Genomic DNA, 16,475 nt, shown 5'->3' with positions numbered 1-16,475 from the left:
AACCGGCCCCGGTCATGACGGCGCTGAACGACCTCGCCGACCGGTACGTGGACGAGTCGGCCGCGCTGGATCCCTGCCTGGCCTCCGCGATGGGGGTCGCCGGGCAGGAGGAGCGGCTGACCGACTTCGGCCCACGAGCGGCGTGGGAGCGGGCGGAGCTGGCCCGCCGCACGCTGAAGACGGTCGCCGGCACACCGGTGTCGGGAGACGCGGAGCGCGTCGCGGCGGCCGTGCTCGGCGAGCGGCTGGCCACCGAGGTGGCGCTGGCCGACGCCGACGCGTACGGCACGCTCCTCGACACCCTCGACGGGCCGGTCCAGCGCGTCCGGCAGGCCGTGGGGTTGCTCGACCAGGGCCGCGACACCGTCTGGGACACCCTGCTGGCACGGCTGCGAGCGGTCCCGGGCGCGCTGACGAGCCTGTACGAAGGGCTGGAGGCCGCCCGGCGGGACGGCAGGGTCGCCCCGTACCGTCAAGTCATCCGCAACGCCCGGGAGTGCCGGGACACGCGGCCCTATCTGGCGGGCCTGCCCACCGGCCACGGCGACGGCGCCCTGCGGGGCGCCCTGGACCGGGCCGCGGCCACCGCGAACGAGGCGCTGACACGGTTCGCGGGGTATCTGACGGAGGAACTCGCGCCGGACGCGCCTGAGACGGACGCGCTGGGCGAGGACCGCTACCAACTGGGCGTACGGGAGTTCCTCGGCACCCGCCTGGACCTGCGGGACACCTACGCCTGGGGCTGGGACGAACTCGGCCGGATACAGCGGGAGATGGCCGAGACCGCTGCGCGGATCGCCCCGGGCGAGCCGGTCCCGGCCGTCCTCGCCGCGCTCGACAGGGACCCGCGCCACCAGATCAGGGGCGCGGCGGCGTTCCGCGACTGGCTCCAGGAGCTCGCCGACGGTGCCGTCGCCGACCTCGACGGGACCCACTTCACGATCCCCGGGCCCCTGCGGCGGATCGACTGCCGGATCTCCCTCAGCGACGGGCCCGCCGTCTATCTGGCACCGAGCGAGGACCTGTCGCGCCCCGGAACGATCTGGTGGACGCGCACCGACCCGGACGGGCCGGTCCCGACATGGACGGTGCCGGGCACGATGTTCCACGAGGGGGTCCCGGGCCACCACCTGCAACTGGGCACGACGACCCTCAACACCACCACCCTCAACCGCTTCCAGCGCCTGTCGTGCGAACTGCACCCGGGGCACTGCGAGGGATGGGGCCTGTACGCCGAACGGCTGATGGAGGAGCTGGGGTACTTCGCCGACCCGGCCCACCGGCTGGGCCTGCTCGCCACCGGACAGCTGCTGCGCGCGGCACGCGTCGTCCTGGACATCGGACTGCACCTGCGGCTCCGCATCCCGGCCGGAACCGGCTTCCACGAGGGGGAGCGGTGGACACCGGGCCTCGCCCGCGCGTTCCTCGCCGAGCACTGTGGGCTCGGCCCGGCGGGTTTCGTCGCGTTCGAGATCGACCGGTACCTGGGACGCCCCGGCCAGGCCCTCGCCTACAAGCTGGGGGAGAAGGTGTGGCTGGAGTCGCGGGAAGCGGCCCGCCGCCGCGACGGCGCCGACTTCGACCTCAAGCGGTTCCACCAGCACGCCCTGGACCTGGGGCCGATGGGCCTGGACCTGCTGCGCGCCGAGCTCACGCGTACGGACCGTGCGGGGTGACCGCGCGGCCGGTGGACCGGACGGACACGGGCGGAACGCACCACGGGCCGGGGAGGCGAGCGAACCGATGATCACGGCACTGGGACACACCGACCTGACGGCGGACACCTGGGAGCTGGTACGGGCCGAGCTGCGGAAGTCCCTGGAGGGACTGCCGGACGACACGACGGGACTCGTACGCGCCGGTGCCGGACTGCCCCTGCTGTTCGGACGGGTGATCCGGGAGGCGGGACAGCGTCTGGTGGTGCTGCTCCCGGAGCGTTCCGGGGTCTTCGCGGGGGTTCCGCCCCGCGACCGGGCGGCCCACCGGGAGCTGCTGGCCCTGGCCGAGGGGATCCGGATGCTGCCCTTCGACCCGCTGGACCGGGACGCCTGTGTGAGCGCGGACGAACAGCTCGTCAGCGGCTGCGGCAGGCTGCTGGCCGTCTGGGACGGCTCGCCGTCCAGCGGCCGGGACGCCACCGCCCACATGGTGGCGTACGCCCGCGCCCGGGGCATCCCGGTGGAGGTCGTCTGGCCCGCGGGCGCGGCCCGCGAGCACGCCGGTCCCGCCCTGTCGCTCAGCGCGCGGGCCCCCGGACGCTGACGGTCGTCCAGGCGGTCATCCGGGCGTCCACCTCGGCGACCGCCCCGGCGAACCCCTCATCGGTCGCCGCCGGTCTTGCGCACATGGGTGGTGTCGGCGGTGAGGGGGGCACCGTCGGCGCCGGTCGGCGCGATGTCCGGCACGCGGACGCCCCGCTCGTCGACCAGGGTGGAGCGGGGCTCGCCGGGATCGAAGGCGTGGTGCTCTCCCCACTGGCGCAGCGCGAGGAGCACGGGGAAGAGGTCGCGCCCGCTGTCGGTGAGCACGTACTCCAGGCGGCGGCCCGTGGAGGCGGTCCGCTGGGCGAGGAGCCCGTGGGCGCCCAGCTTGCGGAGACGGTCGCTGAGGATGTTGCGCGCGATGCCGGTGCGCCGCTGGAACTCGGTGAAGGAGCGTGCCCCGTCCATCGCGTCCCGGATGACCAGGAGGCTCCACCGGTCGCCTACGAGATCGAGGGTGCGGGCTACAGGGCAGTCGGGATCGGTCCAGGCGGGGCTCGGGGCGCCCGTGGAGGAGCGCGGCATGACACCTCCTGTGATGAGTTGCGATTTGAGACCATCATGCCCTACGGTCGAATCAGTTTCACTTTGCTACTCATTTTTTGATGGGAGTGCGATGGACGTCTGGCGACGGTTACTGCTGGCGATCGTGTGTGGTGTGGCGGTGGCGAGCGTCTACGCCGCACAGCCGGTGCTGGCGCCGATGGGCGAGAGCCTCGGCCTGTCGGCGGGACACCTGGGGTGGATCGTCTCGATCGGGCAGTTCGGCTATCTGGTGGGCCTGGTGCTGCTGGTGCCGCTCGGCGACGTGGTCGCCAACAGGCGGCGGCTCATCGCGGTGCACCTGGTGATCACCGCGGCCGGCCTGGTGCTCACGGCCGCCGCTTCGGCCGCGTGGATGGCCTTCGCGGGGCTCGCGCTGGCCGGGATGTTCGCGGTCGTGGTGCAGACCACGGTCGCCTACGCCGCCTCGGTCTCACCGCCCGCCGAGCGCGGGCGGAACATCGGGGTGGTGACCTCGGGCGTGGTGGTGGGCATCCTGGGCGCGCGGGTCGTCACCGGGCTGCTCGCCGAGCAGTGGGGCTGGCGCAGCATCTACCTCGTGCTCGGGGTGCTGGCGCTCGGGCTCGCGGCCGTCGTTCTGCGCGTCCTGCCGTCCGACGAGCGTTCGCACCGGCCCGCGGGATACCGGCAGGCCGTCGTCGCGTTCGGCGGACTGTTCGGGGACCGGCTCTTCCTGACGCGCGGCCTCATCGCGTTCTTCCTGTTCGCGTCGTTCGGCACCCTGTGGAGCGGCCTCTCCCTGCCGCTGACGGACGGGCCGTGGCATCTGAGCGAGAGCCAGATCGGACTGTTCGGCGTCGCCGGGCTCGCCGGGGCGCTGGGCGCAGCCCGCGCCGGACGGTGGGCGGACGCGGGACGGGCGGTGCCGATCGCGGGCTTCGGGCTCGCCCTGCTCATCGTCTCCTGGGCCGCGATCGCGCAACTGCCCTGGTCCCTGTGGCTGCTCATCGTCGGCATCGTGGTGCTCGACTTCGCGGTCCAGGTCGTGCACGTGAGCAACCAGCACCTGCTCACCAGCGCGCACACGGAGCGGACCAGCAGCGTCATCGGCGGCTACATGGTCTTCTACTCGCTCGGCTCCGCCCTCGGCGCCGCGGCCACCACCTCCGTCTTCACCTCCTACGGATGGGGCGCTTCGAGTCTGCTCGGTGCCGGATTCGCGGCCTGCGCGCTGATCGTCTGGGCCGTCGACGGCGGCCGGGCCTCCAGGTCCCCGGGCTCCCGCTCCGATGCGTCCGGCGCACGCCGTGGCCAGGGGGAGCGGCAGAAGGCGGAAACCGTCTAGACCGACCGTCCGGCGAACGGTCCGGGAGTTCCCCGCGAACTCTCGGACCCCGGTCGGCCCGCGCGGCCCGGAGCCCGAAAGGGCTTTTTCGGCGCGCCCGGAAAGCGGACGAAACGAAGTCGGCGAATTGAATTCCGAGTTCCGAATGAACGCCTTGACGCTCGAACGAGTGCAACATAATCTCGCTGAGGAGCCGCGAAGGTCCTCAGTAAAAGCAACCGCAAAAGCGGCAGGGAAAACAGCCCAAAAAACAGCTCCAAAAGCAACCGCAAAAGCAACCGCAAAAGCAATCGTAGAAGCAGCGAAGAACAGCAGAAGAGCTTTCCCGCGGCTCCACCCGATGGAACAAAGGCAACTCCAGACCGCGCACCCGAGGAGCAACTGTGTCTCTTTCGTACCCCGCAGGCCCGGCCGACTCCGGCGTCGAGGACTCCTCGTACGCCGCGCGGCAGACCGCGCCCCAGCCGTTCGACCCGCAGGACTGGAAGTCCGTCCGCGCACAGTTCCTCCTCTCGCCCGATCTCGTCCATCTCTCGAATTTCTATCTCGCCTCGAACCCGACTCCCGTCCGTGACGCCATCACGAACTACCGGCGGGCTTTCGACGAGAATCCGCACAGCTTCCTCGACGACAACATGTTCGGCCGCGACGAGGACAAACTGTGGCGTGCGGTGTGCGCCGAAGCCGCCGAATACGTCGGCGGACAGCCCCACGAGATCGCCCTCACCAGCAGCACCACCATGGGTCTCGCGCTGACCTACAACGGCCTGCGGCTGAAGCCGGGCCAGGAGGTGCTGACCACCACGCACGAGTTCTATCCGCACCACGAGTCGATCCGCCTCGCCACGGAGAAATGGGGCGCGTCGATGCGCGCCATCTCGCTCTACGAGTCCTCGCGCGACTTCTCCACCGACGAGGCCATCGCCCGCATCCGCGCCGCCGTCCGCCCCCACACCCGGGTGTTCGGCGTCGCCTGGGTCCACTCCAACACCGGTGTGCGGCTGTCGATGTCCAGGGTCGCGGACGCCATCGCGGACCTGAACCGGGACCGCGACGAGGAGGACCGCATCCTGCTGGTCGTCGACGGCGTGCACGGCTTCGGCGTCGCGGACGAGGACGTCGCGGGCATGGGCGTCGACTTCTTCTCCGCGGGCACCCACAAGTGGATCCTCGGACCGCGCGGCACGGGAATCATGTGGGCGAAGGCGGAGAACTGGGCGCTCCTCCAGCCGACCATCCCCAGCCTGATGAGCAAGGAGACGTCCGCCGCCTGGCGGCAGGACCGCCGTCCCTCCGGCCCCACCGAGGCCGCATGGGTCAGTCCCGGCGGATTCTTCTCGTACGAGCACCAGTGGGCCGCCGCCGAGGCGTTCCGTTTCGTCCGGCAGATCGGCCGCAAGCGGATCCAGGACCGGATCGCGGAGCTGAACAGCCAGATCAAGGAAGGTCTGGAGGAGATGGGCCACGTCACGCTGCACACACCGCTCGACCCCGAGGTGTCCGCGGGCATCGTCACCTTCGACGTGGAGGGCTACGACCCGCAGGACGTGGCGAGGATCCTCCGCGACAACCGGGTCATCGCCAACAGCACGCCGTACGGAGTTCCCCACGTGCGGCTGTCGGCGGGCATCGTCAACTCCCCGGAGGACATCGAGCTGGCCCTGAGGGTCATCCGCTCCCTGAAGGGCTCCGGGGCCGCGGCCTGAGAACGGTGCCGGAAGCGGGGGGTCCCGCACCCCTTCGGGCCGTGCTCGACACCTCGGGAGAGGCCGTCGAGCACGGCCCGCCCGCGTCGGCCGGAGCCTTCCGCCACGGAAGCCGTTCGCGGCGAGAACCCCGGCCCCGAGCCGCGGAAGTGGACTCAGCGCAGCCCGACGAGGCCACTCTGGAACCCCTGCGATCGGCGTTCCGCGCCCGAATGGCGGGAGCCGTTCTCGGCTACGACGCCGTCTCGGCGGGGGAGGCCGAGAACGGCGTCGTGCTCCCGGAGCCGTACCGGAGCCTCGGCGACGGCTGGTGGGACTGACAGCGGCCGGACCGACGAGATGCCGCGCCCGGACCTGACCGCACCGCCTGGACGACACCTCACGGACGAGCGGACCGAGGGCCTCGGCTTCTCCCGAGGAGGAGGAATCGGAACCGCCTCGGTGGCCGGGTCGGACGACCACCGAGGCGACGGACCGGCGCGGAGGGGACACCGGCCCCGTTCAGATCCGCCGGGGCGTCACTCGGCGCAGGAACACGGCGGGCACAGGGTGACGCGGACGTCGTCGACGACAGGACCCATGGCCCCGGGCACCGTGCTGGCGAACCCGAGGGTCGTCGTCGCCGCGTTGGCCACGAACGTCAGCTGCCGCTGCACGTAACCCATGGCGGCGGGCGTCCTGCCGGTGGAGTCGAAGGAGAAGTCCTGGAAGTTCTGCCCGTCGACCAGGACCTTCCCGGTCTTCACCGTGGGTCCGCCCGCCGTGTTGGATGCCAGCGCGTACGTCACCGTGTACGTCCGCCCCGCGACCGTGGAGAAGGTCTGGGACACCGCGCCCGCCTGGGTGCCGTTGAGGTCGACGGACTGGTCGCCCTCGGCCGCCTGCCAGAACCCGGCGCCGATCAGGTCCACCGACCCGGAGACGACCTTCCACGGTCCGATCGACTGCCCCGCGACGACAGTGGAGAACGCGTTCGCGGGAGCCGTGGGGTACTCGAAACTGCCGTCGTCGAAGCGGCTCACCGCAGCCGCCGACGGGGTCGCCATGACCACGACCGAACCGGCCGCGAGGAGCGCCGTGGTGACCGCGGCGACGAGCGAGGAACGAGAGACTGCCATGACTGCCTCCTGGAGAGGGTGAGTTCTCGTACGACACGGCCAGCGTCGCGGCAGACACGGAGCGAGGGGGAGGGCTGGTGATCAGGCGCGCGGAAGTGCGCGGCGGGGCGCGGGATCATGAACGCGCCGGACGCGCTCCCGCGAGCGGGTGCGACCCACGGCGTCGAGCACGCCGACAAGCGCGGCGCCCACAATTCCGATGATTTCCGGCCACGACACCCGCACGGCCGACCCGGTCGGGGCCGCCGCCGGAGACCAGTCCCGTACGGTTCGGCGCCCGCCCGCCCCGTACTCAGCAGTCGAACACCGACCAGCAGACGTCGTTCCGCAGCCGCTGGTCGTCGAGGACCAGCTCGCGGATCTCCTCCGGGAGCCGGTCCCGCTGCCACCGGCACTCGGCGCGCCCCGCGGCCTCGCTCGCCTCCGCCGGAGCGGCAGCGCGTACGGCCTTGATCGCGTAGGCGGCCGCACCGAGTTCGTGCGCCGCGACATGCGCGACGACCCCGGCCTGACCTGCGGCGTAAGCCGCGTGCCGGGCCGCGCCCCGCAGATCACGGGCCGCGCCCATGGCGTGGCCGCCTGCCGCGCGGGCCTCCATCATCCTGATTTCGCCATGTGCCCAGGCACGGGCGCCTTCGATCGCCTGACGCGGGCGCGGGTCCTCGGGCCTGACAGTCTCGAAGAGATCGAGCACATGCTCCGCGCAAGCCGCCGCCCAGAGCGAGAGGAGGTGATGGTCCGGATCCGTGAGGGTCCCGCCACGGCGGATCGTCACGAACCGGGGGTCCCTGACCTTCGGGAGGATCATGGCCGGTCTTCCTTTCCGCCACATCGGCTCCGCCACATCGGCTCCGCCACATCGGCGTGTCGTACGGCCCGCCCGGCTCGGCGTCGGCCACCGCGCCCGGATCCGCGCGCAACGGCGGTCCCCGGAGGACAAGGGTCTCTACGCAGGGTGTCCCAGCGCGTCCTTGTGCGCCACGTCGAGCGCCAGGTCCGCCGTCGTGGCGAGGTCCGGCACGACGCCGACCCCTTCCCAGTTGGTCCCGGTGACGGTGTTGATCGTCCGGGCGGTCGGCACGGTGACGGTGATGTGTTCCGTCACCGGGTGCCGGGCGGTCGGGTGGGCGCCGCCACGGGTCGTCTCACCGACGAGAACGGCACGCCCGTGCGCCTGAAGCGTGTACGCCACGTCCTCGCCGCCCGAGAAGGTGACGGCACTGGTCAGTACGTACACCGGGCGGTCGAGATAGCGCGGCGCGGGCAGGTGCGACGCGGTCCAGTACTGGCGGGTGGCCCCGGTGGAGCGCTCGTAGATGTCGTTGAGGTGCACCTGGTCGTCGGGGAAGAAGTAGCTGCACCACATGGCGGCGCCCTCGGGCGAGCCGCCCCGGCACTTCCGGAGATCGAGGACGAGCGCACGGGTGTGGGCGACCAGTTCCATGGCCGCGCCGATCGCGCGGGCACCCTCGCCCGCGTCGGCGATCCGCCGGATGTCGAGAAGGCCGATGTTCCCCTCAAGGTGCTCGAAGCGGCGGACGCCCTGGTTCTCGGTCCTCAGGGTGGCGAGGAAGGCCGCCCGGCCCCCGTCCTCGTCGACCGGGTCCGTGGACTGCGGCTCGTCCCGCCAGAGCAGCCGCAGATGCTTGTCCGGGCAGACCTCCTGGAGGTGTCCGGTCACGGCTTCGCAGAGCGCGGGCCCGCTCAGTGTGTCGTACACCCCGCTGGCGAGGCGGCCGCGGATCGCGCTGTCGATCTCCGTCGCGCGCTGGGGGAAGACGTATCCGGCCGTGATCCGGTCCAGGGCGAGGCTGATGGTCTCTGCGTTGGTGGGCATGGTCGGTGAGCGTAGGCGCCGGGCGGCGGTGGGCGCTCGGATTAATCTTCTGATCCTCATGCCGCTTGACCCATGAACCGTCCGACGCCCGTGACGACCCCTCTGCCGTCACGGGCTCGTGCGAGCGGCGGAGACCGCCCCGCGAAGGGAAAAGGCGAAGGCACAACTGGTGGAGGGGCAGCAGGAGGGCCGATGCCGCCAGGACGGCGGGCGATCCGTCCGGAGACGGTGCGCTGCCGCACGAGACCGGGGGAGTGGCGGACCGCTGTGAGGATCAGGAGGCCGCAGGCGATGAAGAAGAGCCCCCATGGTGATGCCGAACCGCTCGCCCCGCCCCAGGTCCCGGCAAGCCCGCCGGGGCGGCGGACCCGTCCCCGGCAGGACCGCGCGCCGAACGCTCTCCCCGGCGTGGCCCAACCCGCGACGACCGGGGAAGAACCGCCCCTCGGAACGCGCTGCGGATGCCGTCCGCAGCCAGTACGGCGTCGGCGCGCAGACCACCCGCCGAAGTGCGCACGGTCACGGCGTCCCGCGCTCGTCCACGCTCCTGCACCGATGCCCGTGAGCGCGGAGGTCCGTTCGAGGACGGTGACACGCCATCCACGGCCAGTGCGGTCCAGGACGCCCTCTTGCCAGCCGCACAAGATATTTCGAGAATGTGCATGACAAAAATAGGATCTCTTGTCGCGCCTTCGGCAGAGAGAATCAAGAGGGGACCCCCCACATGAAGAAGCCTTTCGTCGGCATCCTGCTCGGACTGTCCCTGGCGGGAATGTCCGCCGCACCGGCCCTGGCCTCCGCACCCCAGGAAGCGCCCGCCAAGGCGGTGGCGCCCACCGCCGTCGACTTCGCCGGGACGGTCGCGCTCAGCAACTGTTCAGGATCCGTCGTCCGCGCGCCCAGCTCCCTGCCGACCGACCCCGCGCTCGTTCTCTCCAACGGGCACTGCCTGGAGACCGGTATGCCCACTGCCGGACAGGTCATCAAGGACCGGGCGTCCAGCCGCACCTTCTCCCTGCTCAACTCGGCCGCCACGAAGGTCGGCACGCTCCAGGCCAACCGGATCGCGTACGCCACGATGACCGACACCGACATATCGATCTACCGGCTGACCAAGACGTACCAGCAGATCCAGAGCCAGTACGGGATCGGCGCGCTCACCCTCAACGACGTCCGCCCGACGCAGGGTTCGGCGATCACGGTGGTCTCCGGATACTGGAAGCGCACCTACAGCTGCAACGTCGACGGGTTCGCCTACCGCCTCAAGGAGGGCGAGTGGACCTGGAAGGACTCGGTCCGCTACACCTCGTCCTGCAACACCATCGGCGGCACCTCCGGCTCGCCGGTGATCGACACCACCACCGGCAAGGTGGTCGCCGTCAACAACACGGGGAACGAGAGCGGTGGAAGCTGCACCCTGAACAACCCGTGCGAGGTCGACCAGAACGGTGCCGTCACGGTCCGCCAGGGCATCAACTACGCCCAGCACACCTACACGATCGTCCCGTGCATCGCGCCCGGGAACGTCATCGACCTGAACCGCGCGGGCTGCACACTGCCCAAGCCGTAACTTCCGTTCCCCTCTCCTGCGCCACGGCCGGGGTCTCGCACGGGATCCCGGCCGTTTCGTTCGCCGGGCCCGCCGGTGACGAGTTCGGTGCGCCCGTTCCTGCTCCGGGAGAGGAACGAGTTCAACGCCGACCGGGAAGCCTTCGCCGAGAGGGCGCGCGTAAACGCCGTCGGCGGACGTCCACCGGTGGCAGCTCCGCCCCACCAGCCCCACTCTCCGCCACTGACCGCCGATACAGCTCCGCACGCGAGGAGTTGGCCCCCGCCTCGCGGATGCCAACAATGAGGAAACGACATCTCTCCCGACCGAGGGGACGACCAGTGCCGCACATCCAGATCTCCAATGACCTGCCCGGCATCAGGGGCCTGATGACCTACCGCCCCGACACGGCCGCCCCCCTCAACGCCCTCGCCGACGCCCTGCTGCGCGGCGACTCGCCCCTGTCCCGGGGCGAACGCGAACTGATCGCCGCGTACGTGTCGGAGCTGAACGCCACCCCTTTCTGCGCCGACACCCACGGCGCGGCGGCCGCGGCTCAACTCGACGGCGGCGCCGACCTGGTCAAGGCCGTCCAGCACGACGCCACCACCGCCCCCGTCACACCCCTGCTGCGTTCCCTCCTGCGGATCGCCGCCGAGGTCCAGGCGCTGGCCGCCCCCGTCCGTGACGAGACCGTCGCCGCCGCCCGCGCCGAGGGCGCCACCGACACCCACATCCACGACACCGTCCTCATCGCGGCCGCCTTCTCCATGTACAACCGTTACGTCAGCGGCCTGGCCACCGCGCTGCCCGCCGAGCCCGCCTACTACGAGGAGGCGGGCCGACGGATCACCGCCCACGGCTACACCGCCTCCTTATGAAGGGGAGACGGCCACCATGCCTGCGCACTCCCCGAAGAAGGTCCACCGAAGAGCGGTCACCGCCACCGTCGTCGGCAACTTCATCGAGTCCTTCGACTGGCTCGCCTACGGGCTCTTCGCTCCCCTGTTCGCCGCCCAGTTCTTCCCCTCCCACGATTCCCTCACCTCGCTCCTCGGCGTCCTCGCCGTCCTGGGCGCCGGCGTCCTCATGCGTCCCCTCGGCGGCATCCTCCTGGGCCGCTACGCCGACCGGCGCGGGCGCCGTCCCGCCCTGCTGCTGGCCGTCTCCCTCATGGCGGGCGGCTCCCTCCTGATCGGTGTCACCCCCGGCCACGCGCACATCGGACTGTTCGCTCCCGTCCTCCTGCTCCTGGCACGCATGGCCCAGGGCATCTCCCACGGCGGTGAATGGCCCGCCGCGACGACCTATCTGATGGAAGTCGCCCCCGAGAAGCGCAAGGCCACCTACGGCAGCCTGTTCTCGCTCACCACGTGCGCCGGTGCCTTCACCGCCTCGCTCCTCGGCGGCGGTCTGACCGCCGCCCTCGGCCCCGCCGCGATGAACGCCTGGGGCTGGCGCGTACCGTTCCTGATCGGAGGCATTCTCGGTCTGGCCCTGCTGGTCCTGCGCACCCGCCTGGCCGAGACCGAGGTCTTCCAGCAGGAGGTCCGCGCCCGCCGTGACCGCGGCTCCCTGCGGCAGATCCTCGGCGTCCACCGGCGCGGTGTCCTGCTGGCCGTCCTGTTCGTCGCGGGCAGCGCCGCAGTCGGCGGCACCTGGACCTCGGTCGTCCCCGCCCTGGGAAGCCGACTCGCCCCGCCCGGCACCATGTTCTGGGCGGTGATGACCGCCACCGCCACCATGCTGCTGCTCAACGTCCCGATCGGCCTGCTCGCCGACCGGATGGGCCCCGTCCGTCTGCTGCTCGCGGCCGGGGTTCTCTTCACCGTCACCGGATCCGTCTCGTACCTCACGATGACCGGCGGCTTCGCGAGCCTGCTGTTCACCTACGGCTCCGGCGTCGTCTACCTCGTCTGCGTCACGACCGTCCTGCCCGGACTGCTCACGGACATCTTTCCGCCGGAGGTACGCGCCCTGGGCGTGGGCCTCCCCCACGCGGTCACCGGAGCCGTCCTGGGTGGAGCGGGCCCCGCCCTCGCCGCCTACGCGGCCGAGCACGACGCCGACGGCTGGTTCATCGTCGGCGTGATGACCGCGGTCCTCCTGAGCTGGCCCGCGGCCCTTCTCACCGCACGATCCCCCCGCCCCGAAACGACAGCACCCGACCGCCCCGCCCTCACCCTCCTCCGCTGACCGCCTCCGTAAGAGGCAGCCCCGGAGGCTTCGGCCCAGGCACGCAGGATTTCGATGGGACGCTGATGCCCGCAGCCGACCTCGTTCCCCGAATGGTCGTGGACGGTCGACCCGTAGCCGGTGTTCCCCCACACGCCGGCGCCTTGGTCGTGGAAGACGACCTCGAACGGTGCTTCGTCGGGGTCGGCGCCCTTGGGGGTGTCCGTGACGATCGTGAGTTTCTCCTGGGGTTTCATCCAGTAGTCCTCACCTCATGGTTCAACCCAGATCCCCAGGGTCTCCTCGGTGTCGTTGCTCAGTCCGACCTTCGGGATAGCTGCAGGGCAGGGCCGCCCTGACATGGCCTATCCGGCGAGCCCGGGTTCCGTGCCGACCTTGTGGTGGGCGGCCCGGATGCAGGGCGCGCCGGTGGCGAGGACGCGTCCGACGTCATATCGGGTGGCGGGCTGTCGGTTCTTCGAGCCGACCGGGTGACCGTGGCCGGGACGGGTGGGTTCTGGTGCACCGACTGACGTGCCCGTCTTCGCGCGCAGGTTCCTGTCTGCCAGGAGATGGGCGATGCGGGCGACGTTCGGACGACTCAGGGCGGTGTCGAAGTTGTGTCGGAGTCAACCGGGTCAGATACTCTCTAACTTGTTGTAAAGTTAAACGCTTGAGTGGTGGTGTGACAGCAAGTCGTGGAGTCCGGTTTCCGGGAGGTGGGGCGAGTGCTGCAGATCCGGATCGGGCCTGAGCGCGAGGCGGGCCCGGACGACGGGCTCGGACGGTCGACCACCGGCTGGCGCCCCGGAATGAGCGAGGACGAGGCCTGGGAGGCAGGCCGAGGCATCTGGAAGTTCAATGCCGACCGTGCCCTGTCCCAGGACGAGGCGCAGATCATCAACACCGAGGGCATCGTCCTCGCCATCGCGAAGATCACCGGGATCTCCAAGCGCGGTAACCGCTACGCCCTCTTGGGTGAACTGCTGCGGGGCGACGGCCGGGTCGGTCACGCCACCAAGAGCCCTCACCTCTCCCGTAATCCCGTCACCTACATCTGAGAAGGGGGTGGCCCGGTGGGTGACTTCGAAGCCATCGACTCGCTCCTCGCCTCCATCGGCCCGCAGGTGGACCTCCCTGCCCCCGAGGTACGCCGCGCGCTGCGCGAACGGGCCCAGCTGTCCAAGGCGCAGGTGGCCCGCGCGCTCGGAGTGAGCCCCTCCACGGTCAGCGGCTGGGAAGCGGGCCGGAACCCGGCCGGTGAAGTCCGTAACAAGTACGCCTACCTTCTGGACGGACTGAACGCCAAACTCACCACCGACACCGACACCGACACCGTGCTGGAACGCGCAGAAGAGGCCGACGCGGCCGCGCCGACGGCACTTCACACGGATACGGCAGCGGATGTGGCCTTCCACGGGCCCGGGGGCGGCGATGAGGTGGAGTCGCTCGCCGTGCCTGAGCCGTGTGTGCTGTGCGGCCGCCCGGCCGGGCAGCGGGTCGCGGGCTTCGCCCAGCACCTGGATCCAGCGGACTGCCAGGACACCACGGCCAAGGAGCCGCCGGCCCCGGTCACCGCGCGTCCCACCCCGGATCCGAAGCCGTCGCAGAGTGAGGCGGTGCGTGCCAAGAGCCCGGCCCGCAGGGCGTTCCAGGACCTTTCAGGTCCCACGGACCTGATTCACGAGGCGGTGGAGGGCGCACTCGCCGCGCACCACGGCGATGTGGAAGGCGCTGCCGCGGCGTTGCTGAAAAGAGCGATCCCGGACGCGATGCGGCTGCTGGACGACACCCGCAGAGGTGCCCGCTACGACGTGGTCGCCCACCCCTGGATCCCGGACATCCTGAAGAAGCAGACATCCCGGGGCGCGGACCAGATCTGGGAAGCCCGTCCGAAATGGACCCGTACACGGCTGCCCCCCGGCCTCCACGAGGTGACTGCGCTCGACATCAACGGCGCTTACCTGTCCGCCCTGAAGACCCATCTGCCGCTCGGCCGGCTCGAACACTCCACTGGGCTGCCCCACGACCGCCGCCGCGCCGGAGTCCATCTGATCACCCCGCCCGACTGGGAGCACGACTCCTGCCTGCCGAACCCGATCGGCCAGCGCGACGAACCCGGGCCCCTGTGGGTCACCGAACCCACCCTGCGTCTCCTGCTGCGCCTGTCCAGCCCGAAGTACGGGCTGTGCGAGGCTCCTAAGATCCACGAGTCCTACACCTCCGGAGCCTCGGAGAACCTGCTGGAGAAATTCCGGATCGCCCTCAAGGACGCCCGCGACACCGCCATCGCCACCGGCGACGAAGTCACCCTGGAGTACGTGAAGGCCATGTACTCGAAGTTCGTCTCCACCATGGGGGAGTCGAACTACAACAGGGAGCTCTACCGCCCGGACTGGATGCACATCATCCGCTCGCAGGCCTTCGCCAACCTCTGGATGAAGGCGTTCAAGGCCCATGACGAAGGCCTCGCGGTCGTACGGGTGATGGGCACCGACGAACTCCATGTCATCGGCGACTGGCGCCGTGTCTTCCCCGAAGGCCGTGGGGTCACCGAGGTCAAGGTCAAAGACTTCTACACCGCGGGGACCGACACGGCGGGGGAGGAGCGATAGAGGCCACAGAAGAACATCGACCTCGGAAAGTTCCAGGCCCGCGAGGCCATGGGCTCGCACCGTGCCGCACGTCAGCTCGACGACCTTGTCGGCGGCATCGCCACCCCATCACCCCGAAGCGCGGCCCCGTGGTGCGCCTCCATTCGATCGGGTGACGGTTCGCGGGTGTCCTGAGACGGAGCCGGTCGGGTACGGATGGCGGTCCGCGGCACCGCGAGACGCGTGACCCAGGAGTTAGGCTCTGCTCGAACGGTCCCGGGGGATGGCGTTGGAACGGTGGCCCGAGGGGCCCGCCACTGATCCGGAGGCGGTGCGGGAACGCCATGTCTCTGATACGCGGGCATCGAGTAAGGCTCTGCGAGAGGCGATGAGAGCCGATCTGCCTGCTGCGGACTTCGGCCTCGGGATCGTCGCCGTGGCGAGTGTGGTTCTGGGCCTGTTCGAGGGCCCGTCGTCGGAAGCCCTCGTGGCTGGATCCTTTGCCGCGCTGTTCTGTCGCGCTGGTGGTCATGCTTCTTCGCGGCATCCGGGGGCTGTACGCAGGTCGCCGGACCTATCTCTTCACCTTCGGCTGGCCCAACTGGCTATAGCAGCGAGGCCTCGTGGTCGAAGTCGAAGCTGACCAACGTGGGCCGGTGGCCGATGGGGCGGGCGTCCTGGGCCACTTCGATCTGTTCGGCCCTGGCGTTCAGGTCGCCCAGTGTGTCGACGTCGGGGATCGGGACCAGGTGCGAGCGGCGGAACCGACCGCCCTCGTGCTCGAGGCCGCCCTTCTCGTGGGTGTCTTCCCTGCCGGGGCGGCAGTGTGCCGAAGCCGTGGTGTGAGCGGAAAAGGTCTCCCACCTCTGCGACGACCCGCGAGCGGCTGAAGCAGACCTGAGAGACCGCCGACTTGAGGTCGTCGTAACGGAGGTGCCTGCTCGGGCCGCCTCCGAGGATACGAAGACGTCCGCGTGGCCTTGTACGGAGGCTTCCTCACCCGACGCGGAGAGGACCTGACGAACGGCCTTGCCGAGTAGGGCAGTCGCAGCGTGAACAGTTGGCACTGCATGGGCTTGCCGTCCACCCGCACCCAGACCTTGGCGAAGTCGGCCTCGGCCTCCTTGCCGAGCCGGTGGAACTGCGGGACCACGCCCTCGTGCATCATCCGGGCCGGGTCCGTCTCCTCCTTGACCTGAGGCTGGTGGACCCGTTGGTGGGCGGGTGGCGGGTGGCGGGTGGCGGGTGCCGGGTGCCGGGTGGCGGGTGGGTGTGGGGTGCCGGGTGGGTGGGTCTTCATGTGGGTTTCAAGGGAGTTTCAAGTGGTTGCGGTAATGATGTGCTTGATTCCCTGGTAGCTATTTCGGTAGCTATTCCTTCGCGTGC

At 70.4% G+C, this 16,475-nt stretch carries 13 protein-coding genes; 9 read left to right on the top strand and 4 right to left on the bottom strand.

Going from position 1 to position 16,475, the window contains the following annotated elements; translation table 11 throughout:
• Positions 1 to 14: 14 nt before the first annotated feature.
• Both ACIO92_RS33005 and ACIO92_RS33000 read left to right on the top strand, forming a co-directional pair.
• Positions 15 to 1,676, top strand: a complete 1,662-nt coding sequence (locus ACIO92_RS33005; RefSeq protein ID WP_366446274.1) for a DUF885 domain-containing protein — start codon at positions 15 to 17, stop codon at positions 1,674 to 1,676.
• A gap of 67 nt (positions 1,677 to 1,743) precedes the next feature.
• Positions 1,744 to 2,262, top strand: coding sequence for a hypothetical protein (locus ACIO92_RS33000; RefSeq protein ID WP_366446273.1), 519 nt, complete (start codon positions 1,744 to 1,746; stop codon positions 2,260 to 2,262).
• Positions 2,263 to 2,318: 56 nt separating this feature from the next.
• Here ACIO92_RS33000 and ACIO92_RS32995 read toward each other — a convergent pair whose 3' ends face one another.
• Positions 2,319 to 2,786 (bottom strand): helix-turn-helix domain-containing protein, encoded by a 468-nt coding sequence (locus ACIO92_RS32995; RefSeq protein WP_366446272.1) that lies wholly within the window; start codon positions 2,784 to 2,786, stop codon positions 2,319 to 2,321.
• Between the two features lie 91 nt (positions 2,787 to 2,877).
• Between ACIO92_RS32995 and ACIO92_RS32990 the strand changes: the two genes are divergently transcribed.
• Positions 2,878 to 4,110, top strand: a complete 1,233-nt coding sequence (locus ACIO92_RS32990; protein ID WP_366446271.1) for an MFS transporter — start codon at positions 2,878 to 2,880, stop codon at positions 4,108 to 4,110.
• 383 nt (positions 4,111 to 4,493) lie between these two features.
• Positions 4,494 to 5,816, top strand: a complete 1,323-nt coding sequence (locus tag ACIO92_RS32985) for an aminotransferase class V-fold PLP-dependent enzyme (protein WP_402284068.1) — start codon at positions 4,494 to 4,496, stop codon at positions 5,814 to 5,816.
• A 518-nt stretch (positions 5,817 to 6,334) separates the two neighbouring features.
• Here ACIO92_RS32985 and ACIO92_RS32980 read toward each other — a convergent pair.
• The 3 genes from ACIO92_RS32980 to ACIO92_RS32970 form a co-directional block, all read right to left on the bottom strand.
• A complete protein-coding gene (locus ACIO92_RS32980) occupies positions 6,335 to 6,934 on the bottom strand; it encodes a choice-of-anchor C family protein (RefSeq protein WP_402284071.1) in 600 nt (199 codons plus the stop codon).
• 292 nt (positions 6,935 to 7,226) lie between these two features.
• A complete protein-coding gene (locus ACIO92_RS32975; protein ID WP_402284074.1) occupies positions 7,227 to 7,742 on the bottom strand; it encodes a putative immunity protein in 516 nt (171 codons plus the stop codon).
• Positions 7,743 to 7,880: 138 nt separating this feature from the next.
• Positions 7,881 to 8,771, bottom strand: a complete 891-nt coding sequence (locus tag ACIO92_RS32970; protein ID WP_402284076.1) for a S41 family peptidase — start codon at positions 8,769 to 8,771, stop codon at positions 7,881 to 7,883.
• A 724-nt stretch (positions 8,772 to 9,495) separates the two neighbouring features.
• Here ACIO92_RS32970 and ACIO92_RS32965 point away from each other — a divergent pair.
• The 5 genes from ACIO92_RS32965 to ACIO92_RS32945 all read left to right on the top strand — a co-directional run bounded on the left by ACIO92_RS32965 (position 9,496) and on the right by ACIO92_RS32945 (position 15,110).
• A complete protein-coding gene (locus ACIO92_RS32965) occupies positions 9,496 to 10,341 on the top strand; it encodes a serine protease (protein WP_366446266.1) in 846 nt (281 codons plus the stop codon).
• A 320-nt stretch (positions 10,342 to 10,661) separates the two neighbouring features.
• The gene (locus ACIO92_RS32960) at positions 10,662 to 11,201 is read left to right on the top strand and encodes a carboxymuconolactone decarboxylase family protein (protein WP_366446265.1); all 540 of its coding nucleotides are present in this window, start codon (positions 10,662 to 10,664) and stop codon (positions 11,199 to 11,201) included.
• A 16-nt stretch (positions 11,202 to 11,217) separates the two neighbouring features.
• The gene (locus ACIO92_RS32955; protein WP_402061289.1) at positions 11,218 to 12,516 is read left to right on the top strand and encodes an MFS transporter; all 1,299 of its coding nucleotides are present in this window, start codon (positions 11,218 to 11,220) and stop codon (positions 12,514 to 12,516) included.
• A 707-nt stretch (positions 12,517 to 13,223) separates the two neighbouring features.
• On the top strand, positions 13,224 to 13,556 hold the full coding sequence (locus tag ACIO92_RS32950; protein WP_402284079.1) for a hypothetical protein: 333 nt from the start codon (positions 13,224 to 13,226) through the stop codon (positions 13,554 to 13,556).
• A 15-nt stretch (positions 13,557 to 13,571) separates the two neighbouring features.
• On the top strand, positions 13,572 to 15,110 hold the full coding sequence (locus tag ACIO92_RS32945) for a helix-turn-helix domain-containing protein (RefSeq protein ID WP_402284081.1): 1,539 nt from the start codon (positions 13,572 to 13,574) through the stop codon (positions 15,108 to 15,110).
• Positions 15,111 to 16,475 lie beyond the last annotated feature (1,365 nt).

Source organism: Streptomyces sp. NPDC087215 (assembly GCF_044744885.1).
In the GTDB taxonomy this organism is placed as follows: Bacteria; Actinomycetota; Actinomycetes; order Streptomycetales; family Streptomycetaceae; genus Streptomyces.
Note: the sequence above shows the minus strand (reverse complement) of the source record. Positions and strands in the feature narration are given on the sequence as shown.